This is a genomic window from Streptomyces sp. NPDC026575 (assembly GCF_055567415.1).
The window spans coordinates 37,119-51,617 of sequence record NZ_JBVHQM010000006.1 but is presented as its reverse complement, the minus strand read 5'-3'; the positions used below and the strand labels follow the sequence as shown (position 1 = coordinate 51,617).

17 protein-coding genes are annotated in these 14,499 nt (G+C 71.6%); 12 read left to right on the top strand and 5 right to left on the bottom strand.

Going from position 1 to position 14,499, the window contains the following annotated elements; translation table 11 throughout:
* The first annotated feature begins 71 nt into the window (after window positions 1-71).
* From ACZ4NB_RS10055 to ACZ4NB_RS10040, 4 genes are all read left to right on the top strand, one after another.
* Entirely contained in the window at window positions 72-398 is a 327-nt protein-coding gene (locus ACZ4NB_RS10055; protein WP_467659900.1) for a hypothetical protein, read from the top strand.
* Between the two features lie 118 nt (window positions 399-516).
* Entirely contained in the window at window positions 517-870 is a 354-nt protein-coding gene (locus ACZ4NB_RS10050; protein WP_030081837.1) for a WhiB family transcriptional regulator, read from the top strand.
* A complete protein-coding gene (locus ACZ4NB_RS10045; RefSeq protein ID WP_467659898.1) occupies window positions 867-1,184 on the top strand; it encodes a hypothetical protein in 318 nt (105 codons plus the stop codon). The genes ACZ4NB_RS10050 and ACZ4NB_RS10045 overlap by 4 nt, the downstream gene beginning before the upstream one ends.
* Before the next feature lie 105 nt (window positions 1,185-1,289).
* Complete coding sequence (locus tag ACZ4NB_RS10040) at window positions 1,290-1,490, top strand: hypothetical protein (RefSeq protein ID WP_467659896.1); 201 nt, start codon at window positions 1,290-1,292, stop codon at window positions 1,488-1,490.
* 21 nt (window positions 1,491-1,511) lie between these two features.
* On the opposite strand, the gene ACZ4NB_RS10035 is transcribed toward ACZ4NB_RS10040, so the two are convergent.
* Window positions 1,512-2,906 carry an ABC1 kinase family protein gene (locus ACZ4NB_RS10035; protein WP_467659894.1) on the bottom strand — a complete coding sequence of 465 codons (1,395 nt, stop codon included), beginning with the start codon at window positions 2,904-2,906 and terminating at the stop codon, window positions 1,512-1,514.
* Window positions 2,907-2,962: 56 nt separating this feature from the next.
* Window positions 2,963-4,078, bottom strand: coding sequence for a ThiF family adenylyltransferase (locus tag ACZ4NB_RS10030; protein WP_467660326.1), 1,116 nt, complete (start codon window positions 4,076-4,078; stop codon window positions 2,963-2,965).
* Between the two features lie 191 nt (window positions 4,079-4,269).
* Between ACZ4NB_RS10030 and ACZ4NB_RS10025 the strand changes: the two genes are divergently transcribed.
* From ACZ4NB_RS10025 to ACZ4NB_RS10010, 4 genes are all read left to right on the top strand, one after another.
* Window positions 4,270-4,896: a M48 metallopeptidase family protein gene (locus tag ACZ4NB_RS10025; protein WP_467659892.1), complete on the top strand. Its 627-nt coding sequence runs from the start codon at window positions 4,270-4,272 to the stop codon at window positions 4,894-4,896.
* A 111-nt stretch (window positions 4,897-5,007) separates the two neighbouring features.
* The gene (locus ACZ4NB_RS10020) at window positions 5,008-6,693 is read left to right on the top strand and encodes a TerD family protein (protein WP_467659891.1); all 1,686 of its coding nucleotides are present in this window, start codon (window positions 5,008-5,010) and stop codon (window positions 6,691-6,693) included.
* Between the two features lie 15 nt (window positions 6,694-6,708).
* Window positions 6,709-7,392, top strand: coding sequence for an AIM24 family protein (locus ACZ4NB_RS10015; protein WP_384439147.1), 684 nt, complete (start codon window positions 6,709-6,711; stop codon window positions 7,390-7,392).
* 20 nt (window positions 7,393-7,412) lie between these two features.
* Window positions 7,413-8,171, top strand: coding sequence for an AIM24 family protein (locus tag ACZ4NB_RS10010; RefSeq protein ID WP_384439150.1), 759 nt, complete (start codon window positions 7,413-7,415; stop codon window positions 8,169-8,171).
* 70 nt (window positions 8,172-8,241) lie between these two features.
* On the opposite strand, the gene ACZ4NB_RS10005 is transcribed toward ACZ4NB_RS10010, so the two are convergent.
* On the bottom strand, window positions 8,242-8,772 hold the full coding sequence (locus tag ACZ4NB_RS10005) for an NUDIX hydrolase (RefSeq protein WP_467659888.1): 531 nt from the start codon (window positions 8,770-8,772) through the stop codon (window positions 8,242-8,244).
* Window positions 8,769-10,232, bottom strand: coding sequence for a zinc-dependent metalloprotease (locus tag ACZ4NB_RS10000; protein ID WP_467659887.1), 1,464 nt, complete (start codon window positions 10,230-10,232; stop codon window positions 8,769-8,771). Before ACZ4NB_RS10000 ends, ACZ4NB_RS10005 begins: the two co-directional genes overlap by 4 nt.
* Window positions 10,233-10,424: 192 nt before the next feature.
* Between ACZ4NB_RS10000 and ACZ4NB_RS09995 the strand changes: the two genes are divergently transcribed.
* The 4 genes from ACZ4NB_RS09995 to ACZ4NB_RS09980 all read left to right on the top strand — a co-directional run bounded on the left by ACZ4NB_RS09995 (window position 10,425) and on the right by ACZ4NB_RS09980 (window position 13,747).
* Window positions 10,425-11,576, top strand: coding sequence for an SDR family oxidoreductase (locus ACZ4NB_RS09995; RefSeq protein ID WP_467659886.1), 1,152 nt, complete (start codon window positions 10,425-10,427; stop codon window positions 11,574-11,576).
* 103 nt (window positions 11,577-11,679) lie between these two features.
* A complete protein-coding gene (locus ACZ4NB_RS09990; RefSeq protein ID WP_467659884.1) occupies window positions 11,680-12,162 on the top strand; it encodes a molybdenum cofactor biosynthesis protein MoaE in 483 nt (160 codons plus the stop codon).
* A 171-nt stretch (window positions 12,163-12,333) separates the two neighbouring features.
* Window positions 12,334-12,525, top strand: coding sequence for a hypothetical protein (locus ACZ4NB_RS09985; protein WP_467659882.1), 192 nt, complete (start codon window positions 12,334-12,336; stop codon window positions 12,523-12,525).
* A gap of 124 nt (window positions 12,526-12,649) precedes the next feature.
* Window positions 12,650-13,747 (top strand): YlbL family protein, encoded by a 1,098-nt coding sequence (locus ACZ4NB_RS09980; protein ID WP_467659880.1) that lies wholly within the window; start codon window positions 12,650-12,652, stop codon window positions 13,745-13,747.
* A 77-nt stretch (window positions 13,748-13,824) separates the two neighbouring features.
* Here ACZ4NB_RS09980 and ACZ4NB_RS09975 read toward each other — a convergent pair whose 3' ends face one another.
* A complete protein-coding gene (locus ACZ4NB_RS09975) occupies window positions 13,825-14,379 on the bottom strand; it encodes a PPA1309 family protein (protein WP_467659879.1) in 555 nt (184 codons plus the stop codon).
* Window positions 14,380-14,499: the final 120 nt, after the last annotated feature.

Genomic DNA, 14,499 nt, shown 5'->3' with positions numbered 1-14,499 from the left:
TCCGTGCTGTACTTGAACACCCTGGAACGGGACTTCCCGTTCCACCGAGACGCCGAGAGGAGGCGAGCCCAGTGATCAGCTTCATCGAGACCAACAAAATGACCGATCTCTCGGTCGTCGCCACCTGCACGCTCGGCTCCTCGCTCCCTGGCACCGGTCTGTCCGGCTTCGGCCGCCTGTCCGGTACCGAGGTCGCGCGCCCCGAGTCCCTCGCTGTGCTGACGCGCAGTGAGCGCACCGCGCGACCGACCGAGGCACCTGCGGCAGTAGCAGTGGCGGCTGAGGCGAATGCCTTTGCCATCGCGGCGGCCAATGGTGCCGAATCCCGGAAGCAGTACCAGACGCAGCATGAAATGTGGGCCTACCGCGGCCTCGAACCCTGGAGAGATCCAGCCTGATCGGCAGATCAGGTCGGCACCTTCCAGGGCCGCGGAACCCACACCGGGATCCGCGGCCCTTTTGTTTGCCCATTGCGCCCGCCACCAGCCGGGCCAAAACAGACGAGGAACACACACCGTGCAACTGCAGACGCACACCCCGTCCGTAGCCACCGACCTGATCCCTCCGCCCGACCCCCAGGAGAACCCCTTGCTGCCCCTCACCGAGCTCGACGACGAGATCGACCGCCTCGGCGCTGCCGTCCCGTGCCGCACCTACGACCCCGAGGTCTTCTTCGCCGAGTCCCCGGCCGACGTGGAGTACGCCAAGACGCTCTGCCAGACCTGTCCGGTCCGTGAGGCATGCCTCGCCGGTGCCAAGGACCGCCGTGAGCCGTGGGGCGTCTGGGGTGGCGAACTCTTCGTCCAGGGCGTCGTGGTGCCCCGGAAGCGTCCGCGTGGCCGTCCGCGCAAGAACCCGGTCGCGGCATGAACACCATCGGAACAGGAACGATCGACCGTCCCCTCACACGGGATCCCCAGAAGCAGGACCTCACGATGAACCCCACCTTCACCGACACCCCCGTCCCCGCGAACGCCGACGTGATCGAGTCGCGTCAGAACAGGAACCTCGCCATGCAACTCATCCCAGAAGCCCTGGCCCGTGCCCATATGCATGAAAGGCTGCGGGAAGCCGAGTCCGAACGCAGGGCTCATCGGCTCGCCGCCGCGCGGCGTATGCAGCGGCGGGCCGAGCGCGCGTCGCTCCGGGCCCGCCGTGCCCTGGCCATGGCCGTGATGCAGTAAGGCGGTGCTCTGACACCGCCCCCCTCCACCGCGGGGTCCGTCCGAGAGGGCGGGCCCCGCGGTGCGTTGTATCCGGCTTCGCGGGGTTGACGGGGATATCGTCGGATGGTGGACCGGAAGACGCATGAACAGGCGGAGTTGGCCGACGGGCACACGGTGTGCGCCGGCTGTGACGCGGTCGCCGAGGGCGCTCCGCCGACCTGGACCTGCTCCGTGGAGAACGGCGAGCGCCGCTACTTCTGTGACAAGTGCGCACGGGAGCACATCCGGGCGATCGAGGGGCGCCTGGATTCGAGCTGGTGGTGAGACCCGACCCGTCCGGCGGGCTCAGGCCGGGGTCTCCTCGACGGCCTCCTCGGTGACGTCCGGCGCCGGCGGTTCCTCGTCCTCCACGAAGCCGGGCATCCATGCCTCCAGCTCGTCGCGCAGCCGTACCGTCGCGCCCAGCTGGCACAGCACCCCGATCGTGCTCAGGGTGACTCGGTGGATCAGCAGATACGCGGGCGGCAGGTTGAGCCGCTTGCCCAACTGGTGTGCGGGGGAGCGGGGATCGCCGACCCGGGCCGCCTGCTGGCGCATCCAGCTCCGGGTGAAGGTGAACGCGTCCACCTGGGCGGGCTCGATGATCGGCAGCAGATACTCCAGTACCGCGTCCGGATCCAGCTCGATGGACTCCTTGACGAAGCCCTCCTGGCACAGCTGCTGATAGACCGCGTCCGCCTCGCCGCCCAGCGTCATCCGCAGTGAGGCGCCGATCGTCGGCGGCAGCCCGTCGGGCAGCCGGTCGACGGTGCCGAAGTCCAGCACGCCCAGGCGCCACTGCTCGGCGGGCCCGTCCGGGAAATCCCCGGCCAGCAGCCGGAAGTTGCCCGGATGCGGGTCGGCGTGCAGCAGGCCGGTGCGCGCCGGACCGGAGAACAGGAAGCGGGCCAGGAGCTGGCCGGCCCGGTCCCGCTGCTCTTCGGTGCCGTCCGAGATCACCTCGGACAGCGGCACCCCCTCCATCCACTCCGTCACCAGCACCTGGTCGCACTGGTGCACCACGGCCGGCACCACCACGTCCGGATCGTCGGCGAACTCCTCGGCGTGCGTCCGCTGGGCCTGCGCCTCCAGGGAGTAGTCCAGCTCCTCCGAGACCCGGTCGCGCAGCTCGGTGATCAGCGGCTTGATGTCCATACCGGGGATCAGCGGCCCCAGCAGCCGGGCGAAGCGGCTCAGCTGTGCCAGATCCGACAGCAGGGCCTGGCCCGCCCCCGGATACTGCACCTTGACCGCCACCTCGCGGCCGTCGTGCCAGACCGCCCGGTGCACCTGCCCGATCGAGGCCGCCGCGGCCGGCTTGTCCTCGAACTCCTCGAACAGCTCCCGCCAGTCCTCGCCGAGCTGCTCCGCGAGGACGGAGTGCACCGTGCTCGTCGGCATCGGCGGCGCCGCCTCCTGAAGCTTCGTCAGCGCGGCGCGGTACGGACCGGCGATCTCCTCCGGCAGCGCCGACTCGAAGACGGACAGCGCCTGCCCGAACTTCATCGCTCCGCCCTTGAGCTCACCGAGCACCTTGAAGAGCTGTTCCGCGGTGCGCTGTTGGAGCTCCCGGCCGACGATCTCGGCGGATCTGCCGCCGATCCGCTTGCCCAGGCCCCAGGTGGCACGGCCGGCGAACCCCAGTGGCAGCGCGGCCAGCTTGGCGGTGCGGGTGACCGCCTTGCGGGGAAGATCAGACATGCGCCCCTCCAACTCACACTGTCCCCCAACCGGGGTTACTCCGTCATTGTGGCGTGTCATCGCCGAGGATCCGAGGTGCCCGCCGCAGTCGGCGAAGCGGCAGCGCCGCACCCGCACTCCGGATGCGCCTCGATCCGCACCGTGCGCACGCTCGCACACGGCAGCGCGAGCTCCATCCGCGCCCCTGTGCACGGCGGGAGTTCACCGTCGAGGAAGGTCAGCGCCTGGACGGCGGCCAGCCCCGCGACCGCGGACGCCAGCGCCGCGTCGCAAGCCGGCACCGCGGGCGACGCGCGCCCGGACCGCCACTGCGCCAGCAGCCGCGGCCAGGCCGGCTCCGCGTCCGTGCGGCGCAGCTCGTCGCAGCCGGCGCAGGCCGAACCACCGGGCAGCACCAACGGACCCACCACACCCGTGCCCTCGATCACCCCCGCGTAAAGATGCGGGATTCCGGCCGTGAGCAGCGGTTCGGACAGCACCGGGTCGGGGGCGTACGCGCCGAGTCCGTCGCGCGGGGCGAGCACCACCAGGGACAGTCCGGGCTCGCCGGATTCGCTGACCGGGACCCGCGGACGGGGCCGGCGGCTCCAGGGGGAGGACTGCTGGACCAGCCGCTCGGCGGCCTCCTTGCGCGGCTCACCGATGCGCTCGGCCGGCAGCCCGCCGGGCGCCACGTCCCCGGGTGTGACCTTGCCGCCGTCGAACACCTCCACCCGGCCGATCCCCGAGGCCGACAGCAGCGCCGCGACCGCCGCGCCCACCCGCCCCACGCCTTTGACCCGGGCTCGGACCGCCCGGCGTGCTCCCATCCGGCCCAGCGCTCCGGCCGGTTCCCGATGCTGCACCGAGAGGGAGGCCAGGTCGGGCCGGAGCTGCTCGAAGGCGGGGTGGTCGGCCCGTACGGCATCGGCCGCCGGGCCGCCCGCGGTGGATGCCTCCAGCAACCCGGCGGCGGCGAGCCGGTCCACCACTCCCCGCGCGTGCTCGGGCGGCAGGTCCAGTGCCGCGGCCTCCGCGACCAGTTGCCGCATGGTGCGGGTGCCGTCGATCAGCGACAGGAAGCTGCCGGTCGCGATATCGAGCGGACCGAGCACCATCGCATGGGCCGGAGCCACCCCGAACCGCACCGTTTCCCTGTTCTGCCACCCGCGCCGCAGCGCGGGCTTGAGCATCGGATGCATGGCATCCGCCCCCGTCCTTCGTCGTCCGGCCTTCAGCATGCGCCCTGCGGCGGATCGGGGCCGAAGTTATCCACAGGCAGCGGAGGTATTAGTCGTACAAACGGTCCGCGCATGGAGTGGTTCAGCGGCGAACCACTCGCGGGGCGGGACTTCCCGCAGGGCCAGCGGGTAACGTCGGGCGCGTGCCCGCCGACCCTCCCGTACACGGTTCAGGGGAGACACCCCTGCGCCGCGCCGCCGACACATCGCGCAGGGTTGCTCCGAGCCCGAAGGCCCGCGGGTCGGGCACCAGCGCGGTCGAGGTGCGCCGCAGCTCGCGGCGGCGCAGAACGGTCTCCGCGTACCGCGAGGGAGATCGCACGGTCGTCCTGATTCCGGCCCGTATGTCCGAGGCCGAGGAGCAGCGCTGGGTGACCGTCATGCTCGACAGGCTCGCCGCTCAGGAGAGCAAGCGGATGCTCGGCGACGGCGAGCTGGCCGAACGCGCCGAGCGGCTGTCGGAGCAGTTCCTCGGCGGCCGGGCCCGGCCCGCGTCGGTGCGCTGGGTCACCAACCAGAACACCCGCTGGGGATCGTGCACCCCGGCCGAGGGCAGCATCCGCCTCTCGCACCGCCTCCAGGGCATGCCGGAGTACGTCATCGACTACGTCCTGCTGCACGAGCTCGCCCATCTGCTCGTCCCTGGCCACGGCCCCCGGTTCTGGCGCCTGCTGGAGTCCTACCCCCGTACCGAACGGGCCCGCGGCTACCTGGAAGGAGTGGTCGCGGCCGACCGGCTGCCCCATCTGCCCGCCGCCCGCACCGAATAGCGGCGACCCGCGGAATATCCGGTGCGCCCCGCCATCGCTCGGTGTCGGTGCCAGCGGATAGCCTGGCGACGCAGACGAACTCACAGCGGGAGCGGGGGACGGGCGTTACGTATGGCCAGGGAATTCCAGCGGGGCCACAAGGCCAAGATCGGTGATCTGACGGCGGGAACGGATCTGTACGTCGGCGTGCAGATCGCCGGACCCGGCCTGACCTTCGACATCAGCTGCTTCGGACTGGACGCCGACGAGCGGCTCTCCGACGACCGGTACTTCATCTTCTTCAACCAGCCCAAGTCGCCCGAGGAGTCGATCCAGCTGCTCGGCGCACAGGCCGGCGACAGCGAGTCCTTCCGGGTCACCCTCGACAAGATCCCGCCGCACATCCAGAAGCTCTCCTTCACCGCCGCGCTGGACGGCGCGGGCCAGGTCTCGCAGATCGGCCCCGGCTACCTCCGGATCGTGGCCGGCGGCGAAGAGGTCGCCCGCTACTCCTTCACCGGCAGCGAGTTCAGCACGGAACGCGCCGTCATGCTCGGCGACTTCTACCTCAAGGACGTCTGGCGGTTCGCCGCGGTCGGCCAGGGGTTCGACGGCGGTCTGGAGGCGCTGCTGAAGAACTTCGGCGGCGAGGTCGCCGAGGAGGCCGAGGCGCAGCCCGAGCCGCCCGCCCCGGCCCAGGGTGTGCCCGGTTTCGCGCCGCCGTCCGGGCCGGCCGCCCCCGCCCCCTCCTTCGCGGCGCCCGCCGCCGCGCCCGTACCGCCGCAGCCCGCGCCGGAGTTCGGCCTGCCGCAGGGAGCGCCCCCGCAGGCCCCCGCGCCGCAGGCCCCGCCGCCCGCCGCCCCGCAGGTGCACAGCGCGCCCACGATCGCCGCACCGCTCGCCCCGCCCCCCGGCCCGGTGGCGCCGCCCGGTCAGCAGCCGCCCGCCCCCTACGGCCATCCGGCGCCCGGTCAGGAGCCGTACGGCCAGCCGCAGCCCGCGCCCGGCGGCTTCCCCGGCCAGCAGGCCCCGCAGGCACCCCCTTATGGCCAGCCCGGCCAGTTCCCGGGCCAGCCCGCCCCGTACGGCCAGCCGGGACAGCAGCCTCCGGGCGCCCCCTACCCCGGCGGCCAGGCCGCGGTCCCCCAGGGCGGCGGCCCCGGACTCGGCGTCGTACTGGACAAGTACAAGGAAGCCCCCACGGGCCAGCGCTGGGCACCGCAGAACAGCAAGCTGATCCGCGTCGACCTCGGTGTCGACGGCCAGCCGGTGCTCGCCCGCCAGGGCAGCATGGTGCTGTACCAGGGCAAGGTCGACTTCGGCTACAAGGGTGCCGGCTTCCGCGGCCGGATCGTCGGCAACGCCACCGGCCAGGAGATGCAGCTGATGCGCTGCACCGGCCAGGGCCAGGTCTTCTTCGCGGAGAACGGCGCCCATGTGCACCCCATCGAGCTGCAGGGCGACGCCATCTGCGTGTCGGCCGAGTCCGTCCTCGCCTTCGACGAGTCGCTGCAGCACGAGGTCCGCCGGATCGAGGGCCACGGCATCCCCGGTGGCGCCCTGTTCACCATGCAGTTCCAGGGAACCGGCACCCTCGTCGTCAAAACCCAGGGCACCCCGGTCGTGCTGCCGGTCACGCCGACCACCTTCGCCGACTCCAACGCCATCGTGGCCTGGTCCGCCGCCTCGCAGGTGATCATCTCCAGCCAGGTGAGCCTGCGCCGGCACGCCTATCCGGGCCACTCCGGGGAGACCGTGAACCTCCAGTTCCGCGGTGCGCCCGGCAACTTCATCGTCGTCCAGCCCTACGAGGTCTGAGGGAGCCCGTAACTCATGAACCAACAGCAGCTGTCGGGCTACGTCCCGACCCCGCCCGCCGCCCGTATGGAGAACCACGGCAGCGCCATGGTGAAGATTGCCATGCAGAGCGGCCAGGACGTCTTCGCCCGCACCGGCTCGATGGTCGCCTACGAGGGCTTCGTCCAGTACGAGCCGAACCCGCCCGCCGTCCGCCAGATGGCCTCCCAGTGGCTCACCGGCGAGGGCGCGCCCCTGATGAAGTGCTCCGGCGACGGCCTGCTCTATCTGGCCGACTACGGCGCCGACGTGGTCTGCATCAACCTCAACGGCGACTCGCTCTCCGTCAACGGCACCAACCTCCTCGCCTTCGACGCGCACCTCCAGTGGGGCGTGCAGCGCGTCAAGGGCATGGCGAAGTTCGCCGGCCAGGGACTCTTCAACGTCGGGATCTCCGGCACCGGCTGGGTCGCGCTGACCTCCCGGGGCACGCCCATCGTCGTCGACTGCGGCCGCGGCGAGGACGAGACGTATGTGGACCCGGACGCCCTGGTCGCCTGGTCGACCCATCTGAAGATGAAGGGCAAGCGCAGCTTCAAGGCGTCCTCGATGATCGGGCGCGGCAGCGGCGAGGCGTACCAACTCGGCTTCTCCGGCCAGGGGTTCGTCGTCGTCCAGCCCAGCGAGGACAGCACCGACCGGCTCCGGGCCCGGGGCTGAGGGGGAGGACCGAACACGCCATGCAGAGTCCGCTTTTCGCCTTCACCGAGGCACAGACCCAGGACCGCTACGCCCTGCAGAACAACCAGCTGCTGCGCGTCGCCCTCCAGGGCCACGAGGACGTCCTGGCCCGCAAGGGGTCGATGGTCGCCTACCAGGGGCTGCTCGAATTCGACGGCACCTACCAGACGCCCGGGCAGCAGCGCACCCGCGCCTACTCCGGCGAGGGCCTCGACCTGATGCGCGTCTCCGGGCAGGGCACGGTCTATCTGGCCAACCTCGCCCAGTACGTCCATGTCGTCGACGTCGACCACGACGGTCTGACCGTCGACAGCAGCTATGTCCTGGCGCTGGACTCCGGGCTCCACTGGGAGGCCGTCTCCGTCGACAGCCAGTACGGCATCTCCGGCACCGGCAAGTACCAGCTCAACATCTCCGGGCAGGGCAAGGTCGCCCTGATGACCTCGGGTGAGCCGCTGATGCTGCAGGTCACGCCGGACAAGTACGTCAACGCCGACGCCGACGCGGTGGTCGCCTGGTCCGCCTCGCTGCGGGTGCAGATGCAGGCGCAGACCCACTCCTCCGGAGTGTGGCGGCGGCGTGGCAACACCGGCGAGGGCTGGGAGCTGAGCTTCCTGGGCCAGGGCTATGCGCTGGTCCAGCCCAGCGAGCTGCTGCCACCGCAGAACGCCGTCATCGGCTCCGGTATGGCGGCCCAGTTCGGCATGGGCCAGCAGGGCGCCCGGGGACAGAACCAGGGCAACATCTTCACCAACTGACCCGCCGCCGAAGCCCATCCGGCGCCCGCCCGCCTCGCAGCGGGTGGGCGCCGGATGCGGTCGCCGTCGTCTACAGCAGCGCGCGGACGCGCTCCACCAGGCGTGCCACCGAGGCATCGGCGACGCCGGGCACCTCGTCGTAGGCGAACCAGCGCAGGTCCAGCGACTCGTCGCTGATCGCCGCCACCGCGCCCTCGGGCGCCAGCGCCGCGTACTGGACGTCCAGATGCACCGCGCAGGGCGTCTGATGGCGATCCAGCCGCACCGGGCCTCCGGGCAGCAGGGTCAGCCCCTGGGCGATGCCCGACTCCTCGCGCGCCTCACGCAGCGCCGCGTCCGCCAGCGAGGCGTCCTCGGGCTCGCAGTGGCCGCCCATCTGCAGCCACATCTCCAGCTTGCGGTGCAGGGTGAGCAGCACCCGGCCGCCGGCCGGGTCGATCACCAGCGCGCTCGCCGTGAGATGCCCGTCCTTGCAGGGCTTCCACATGCCGTCCTGATAGGCAGCGAGGTGATCCAGATACGCCAGCCGCAGCCGCTCCTGATCGGGCGACGGCGCGGGCCACTCCTTGAGCACCCGCGCCGCATCCGCGTGCAGACTCACTTGCCGTCGTCACCCTTGCCCTCGCCCGGCGCCGCATCGGGGCCGTCGCCCTCCTGGGAGGGCTTGCCCAGATCCGTCCGGCCGCCGCTCGCGGCCTCGCCGAGCATCTTGTCGAGCTCGGAGAAGTCCGGCTGCTCGTGGTGCACAAACCCGTCCGGATCGTCCAGATCGGCCGCTGTCGGCAGCATGTCCGGGTGCTCCCACAGGCCGTCGCGGCCGTCCAGGCCCCGGGCGTCCGTGAGCGACGCCCACAGCCGCGAGGCGTCCCGCAGCCGCCGCGGCCGCAGCTGGAGCCCGATCAGGGTCGAGAACGTCTGCTCGGCCGGACCACCGCTGGCCCGGCGCCGCCGCAGCGTCTCCCGCAGCTTGTCCGCCGAGGGCAGATGCGGCTTGGCGGCGGCGTGCACCACTGCGTCCACCCAGCCCTCGACGAGCGCCAGCGCGGTCTCCAGCCGGGCCAGCGCGGCCTTCTGCTCCGGGGTGTCCTCGGGCTGGAACATGCCCTGCTGCAGTGCGTTCTGCAGCTCCTCCGGATGCTGCGGGTCGATCTGGCCGACCACGTCCTCCAGCTTGGTCGTGTCGACCTTGATGCCCCGCGCATAGCCCTCGACGGCACCGAACAGATGCGAGCGCAGCCACGGCACATGGGCGAAGAGCCGCTGGTGGGCGGCCTCGCGCAGGGCCAGATACAGCCGCACCTCCTCCGCCGGCACACCCAGGCCCTCGCCGAACGTGGCGATGTTCACCGGGAGCAGCGCGGCCTTGCCGGCCGGCCCCAGCGGCAGCCCGATGTCCGTCGATCCGACGACCTCACCGGCCAGGACGCCCAGCGCCTGGCCGATCTGGGTGCCGAACATCGCACCGCCCATGGAGCGCATCATCCCGAGCAGCGGGCCCGCCATGGCCTGCATCTCCCCGGGCAGTACGTCGCCCATGGCCGACCCGACGCGCTCGGCGAGCGGATTGACCAGGTCCTTCCACACCGGCAGGGTCTCCTCGACCCACTCGGCGCGGCTCCAGGCCACCACCGAGCCGGAGCCCGACGGCAGCGACGTGACACCGTCCAGCCACAGATCCGCCAGCCGCACGGCCTCCTCCACGGCCGAGCGCTCGCCCGGCGACAGGCTCGCGTCCTTGCTGCCGTTCTCGGCGCCCTGCGCGACGGTCTGCCGCGCGATGTCCTTGGCCATGTCCCAGTTCACCGGGCCGCCCTCGTACGAGAGCATCTGGCCGAGCTTCTGGAAGGCGGCTCCCAGATCGCCAGGGTTCATTTCGCCGCCGGGGCCGCCCATGCCGCCGAAGAGCGCCGCGAACGGATTGTCCGCGCCGCCGCTCCCGCCGCCGAACCCGAACGGGTCCGCGGGGCCCTGGCTACCTCCCTGGCCGCCCTTCTTCTTGCCGTTGTCGCCGTCCTCCGGCTCCTCCGGCGGAAGGCCGAATCCAAATGGGGTGTCACTCACGGGTTTCCTCGGCTCGTAGGGCCGCCGACCAGGTGGCCGACGGCGGCTGCCCGACATCACCTCCAGCGTAGACACCTGGACCGCTTCGGGGCTCGGTGCTTCGCTGTCCCGGTGGCTGCGGCAGGATGGAGCCACCTGGTGCGGACGCGTGCTGCACGCGTCCGCACTGAAGACAACCGCTGGAGACGCCCGGTGAGTTCCCCAGATCCGACCGTTCGCGCAGCGCGAAACGCTGCGGCCCAGACCGAAAAGGCAGGCGACACAGCAGGCGGTGCCCCCGACCGACCGCTGCGCCGGCCCGTCGTCGCCGTCACCGGAGCCGCCTCCGGAGTCGGCGCGCAGCTCACCCGCGCCCTGGTCGCCTCCGACGAGGTCAAGCAGGTGGTGGCCATCGACGAGCGGCGCGGCGACGTTGCCGAGGCGCACTGGCACGTCCTGGACGTGCGCGACCCCGCGATCGCCGACAAGCTGCGCGGCGCGGACGTCGTGGTCCACCTGGCGCTCGACCTCGACCTGGGGACCGACGACACCGCGCGCACCGCCTACAACGTGCGCGGCACCCAGACCGTGCTCACCGCCGCCGCGGCCGCCGGTGTCCACCGGGTGGTGCTGTGCACCTCCGCCATGGTCTACGGGGCGCTGCCCGACAACGATGTTCCGCTGGCCGAGGACGCCGAGCTGCGGGCCACCGCGGACGCCACCGGCGTCGGCGACCTCCTGGAGATCGAGCACCTGGCGCGCCGTGCGCCCCGCGCGCACCCGGGCCTGAACGTCACCGTGCTGCGCCCCGCCGTCCTGGTGGGCGGCACCGACACCGCGCTGACCCGCTACTTCGAGTCGCCCCGCCTCCTGGTCGTCGCCGGATCCCGTCCCGCCTGGCAGTTCTGCCATGTCGACGACCTGGTCGGCGCCCTGGAGTACGCGGCCCTGGAGAAGGTCGACGGCGAGCTGGCGGTGGGCTGCGACGGCTGGCTGGAGCAGGAGGAGGTCGAGGAGCTGTCCGGTATCCGGCGGATGGAGCTGCCGTCCTCGGTGGCCCTGGGGGCCGCCGCCCGGCTGCACCGCATCGGCCTGACGCCGTCGCCCGCGGGGGACCTCGCCTACACGATGCACCCCTGGGTGGTCAGCGGCAGCCGGCTGCACGACGCGGGCTGGCGGCCCCGGTGGACGAACGAGGAGGTGCTCGCCGAGCTGCTGGAGGAGGTCGCCGGACGGCACACCGTCGCCGGCCGCCGGCTGGGCCGCAAGGACGCCACCGCCGCGGGTGCCGCCGGGGCCACCGTCGCGCTCCTGGGAACGGCCGCGCTGGTGCGGCGCGCCCGCAAGGCCCGCCGGCGCATCTGAGCGGCGGAAGGCCGCCGGCCTGGAGGAGTCTCCATACGGCGGCCGGGACGCCCGGCGGAAACCGCCATTCCCAGCCTCCCCGCGGTTACGGCACGATGGAGGTATGTCTGGCACGCCCTCCTCTTCGACGCCCGGCCGCGACCACCCTGGTGAGCGGGCCGCGGCGGATCCGATCCGGCTCCTGGATATCCGCGACACCGCGCTGTCGCTGGACGAGGTCTTCACGGCCGTGGGGGACGCGGCCGCCGGCGGCACGGCCCTGTTCGTCGGCACGGTCCGCTCGCACGACAACGGCGCCGACGTCGAGCGCCTCGGGTACTCCGCGCACCCGACCGCCGTGGCGGAGATGCGCCGGATCGCCGAGAAGGTCGTCGCCGAGTACCCGGTGCGGGCACTGGCCGCCGTTCACCGGGTGGGCGACCTGAGCATCGGCGACCTGGCAGTGGTCGCGGCGGTGTCCTGCCCCCACCGGGGCGAGGCGTTCGAGGCCTGCCGCAGGCTGATCGACGACCTCAAGCACGAGGTCCCGATCTGGAAGCACCAGATGTTCGTGGATGGAACCGAGGAGTGGGTAGGAGCCTCCTAAGTACGGGGGCGGCGGCCCTTGGCCCTGAGGTGGCAGTACTCGAACGCGGGGCCGAACCGGTGTCGCGCGTTCCGGTTGCGTAACCCGCCCCCTGGCGTGAGCGTTGACCTGGCAGATGGTTAATCTGCTTATTCGTCGATTGCGGTCGTGCAAGGGGTTGGGAGGTCGCTGATGGGTGCGCTCCTGTGGTTGCTGATTCCGGTTGGTGCCGGGCTGGTCGCCGCACTGTGGAGCACATGGGCCCTGCGTCACCGCAAATCCGGCGATGTGGCGGAGCTGGCGGGCTACGCCCGGTTCCGTGACGCGATGGAGAAGGAGCATTCCGCTTCCGAGCCGGCCCCGGCCGGCTCCGACTCGGTCTGAGCGCCGTCCTCCCTACGCAGTAGCAATCGGGGCTGCCGGTCCGCGTCTACAGACGGACAGGTGTTCGATCCCGGACGGACGGCCCCGCGGGCCGGTTGTCATACCCGTCCCGTACTGTCGTTCCATGCCACGCCGCACCGCGACGCTGCTCGCCTCGTTCCTGATGCTGATCGCGCTGCTCTGCGCGGGGGTGCTGTTCCCCGTGCCGTACGCGGAGATGTCTCCGGGACCGACGGTGAACACCCTCGGCGATCACGACGGCGAGCCGGTGCTGCAGATCTCCGAGCGCAAGACCTATCCGACGACCGGTCATCTGAACATGACCACGGTCCGGGTCACCGGCCCCGACTACACCATGAACCTCTTCGAGGCGCTCTACGGCTGGCTCGACCACGACAGCGCCGTGGTGCCGCACAAGACGCTCTACCCCGAGGGGCAGACGGCCGAGCAGGCCGACCAGGAGAACGCCGAGGAGTTCAGCCAGTCCCAGGAGAGCGCCAAGGTCGCCGCGCTCCAGCAGCTGCACGTGCCGGTCGGCACGCAGACCGTCGTCGGCTCCGTCGTCAAGGACAAGCCGGCCGACGGGCGGTTGCACGCGGGCGATGTGATCAAGGCGGTGGACGGCACGGAGGTCAGGCAGGCCGGCGATGTCGCCAAGCTCGTCACCAAGCACGAGCCCGGTGAGAAGGTCGTCTTCACGATCATCCCCGCCAAGGAGGCGGCCGCGGCCGAGAAGCGGGGCAAGAGGCCCGAGACCGGCGCGCAGCAGATCTCGATCACGACCCAGAAGGCGGACGACGGCCGCGCCATCGTGGGCATCCAGGCCGGCGTGGACCACATCTTCCCGTTCCCCATCGACATCAAGCTGGCCGACGTCGGCGGCCCGAGCGCCGGGCTGATGTTCGCGCTCGGCATCGTCGACAAGCTCACGCCCGGGAACATGACCGGCGGCAGGTTCGTGGCCGGTACGGGCACGATCGACGACAAGGGCAAGGTCGGCCCGATCGGCGGCATTTCGATGAAGACGGTCGGCGCGCGCGACAAGGGCGCGGAGTTCTTCCTGACGCCGAAGGACAACTGCGCCACCGCCGCCAAGGACACCCCGAGCGGGCTGCGCCTGGTCAAGGTCGACACGATAGGCGACGCCGTCAAGGCGCTGGAGAAGATCCGCAAGGGCGACCTCGCCGGCCTGCCGAGCTGCAGCCCGGCAGGCCGGTCCTAGGAAGCCTTCCCTGGGGAGGACTTCCTCACGGGGCGCTCCCGTGGAAGACGCCCCCAGGGCCGTGGTGCGCCGTCGCGTCAGGCCTCGAAGGTCGCGGCGAGCGCGTCGGCGAGGCCCGGTACGAGCGCCGAGCCGGTGAGGACCTCTGCGGTGGAGTCCTTCTCGCGCAGGCGCAGCGCCGATTCGCGGGAGCCGTCGCGCAGCACGGCCACCGTCATCCGGACCTCCTGGCGGTCCGGGTGCTGGGCGACCCACTTGGCGAGCTGCGCCTCGTCCATGCCCTCGGGCTCGGAGTCCTCGGCGGACGGCGGCAGCATCAGCCGCTCCACGGTCAGCGCACAGCCGGTGACGGCGTCCGGCCAGGCGATGGTGCCCAGGAACTCGTCGAGCGGCACACCGGCCGGGATCTCGTCCTGTTCCACGGGGGTCAGGGAAGCGGTGGTGGAGTCGTCGATGCCGAGCTGGGCGGCGAGCGAGGGCTCCTGCGCGCGCAGCTTGGCGGTGTCGACGAGGGCGAACAGTCGGGCGGGCTGATCCCAGCCGAGCCCGGCGCTGTACTCATCGATTTCGAGCACCGCGCGGGTCAGCGGGTCGGCGGCGAGCGGGGTGCCGTCAACGGGGAGGTTGGTCATGCTCAACATCGTGCCTTGTCCACCCCGGAAATCGGGAACCGAGTAAAGCCTTCGTAAGTTGCATCAGTGGGTCCTACTATCGCCGGGCCTGCTCCACACGACAGCGAACTTCGAGGTGCG

Coding starts and splice junctions, on each gene's coding strand:
- ACZ4NB_RS10045 (WP_467659898.1), top strand. CDS start 867: ATGAACACCATCGGAACAGGAACGATCGACCGTCCCCTCACACGGGAT.
- ACZ4NB_RS10010 (WP_384439150.1), top strand. CDS start 7,413: ATGCAGAGTCCGCTTTTCGCCTTCACCGAGGCACAGACCCAGGACCGC.
- ACZ4NB_RS10015 (WP_384439147.1), top strand. CDS start 6,709: ATGAACCAACAGCAGCTGTCGGGCTACGTCCCGACCCCGCCCGCCGCC.
- ACZ4NB_RS10020 (WP_467659891.1), top strand. CDS start 5,008: ATGGCCAGGGAATTCCAGCGGGGCCACAAGGCCAAGATCGGTGATCTG.
- ACZ4NB_RS10035 (WP_467659894.1), bottom strand. CDS start 2,906: ATGTCTGATCTTCCCCGCAAGGCGGTCACCCGCACCGCCAAGCTGGCC.
- ACZ4NB_RS09990 (WP_467659884.1), top strand. CDS start 11,680: ATGTCTGGCACGCCCTCCTCTTCGACGCCCGGCCGCGACCACCCTGGT.
- ACZ4NB_RS10040 (WP_467659896.1), top strand. CDS start 1,290: ATGGTGGACCGGAAGACGCATGAACAGGCGGAGTTGGCCGACGGGCAC.
- ACZ4NB_RS09980 (WP_467659880.1), top strand. CDS start 12,650: ATGCCACGCCGCACCGCGACGCTGCTCGCCTCGTTCCTGATGCTGATC.
- ACZ4NB_RS09985 (WP_467659882.1), top strand. CDS start 12,334: ATGGGTGCGCTCCTGTGGTTGCTGATTCCGGTTGGTGCCGGGCTGGTC.
- ACZ4NB_RS10030 (WP_467660326.1), bottom strand. CDS start 4,078: ATGCTCAAGCCCGCGCTGCGGCGCGGGTGGCAGAACAGGGAAACGGTG.
- ACZ4NB_RS09975 (WP_467659879.1), bottom strand. CDS start 14,379: ATGACCAACCTCCCCGTTGACGGCACCCCGCTCGCCGCCGACCCGCTG.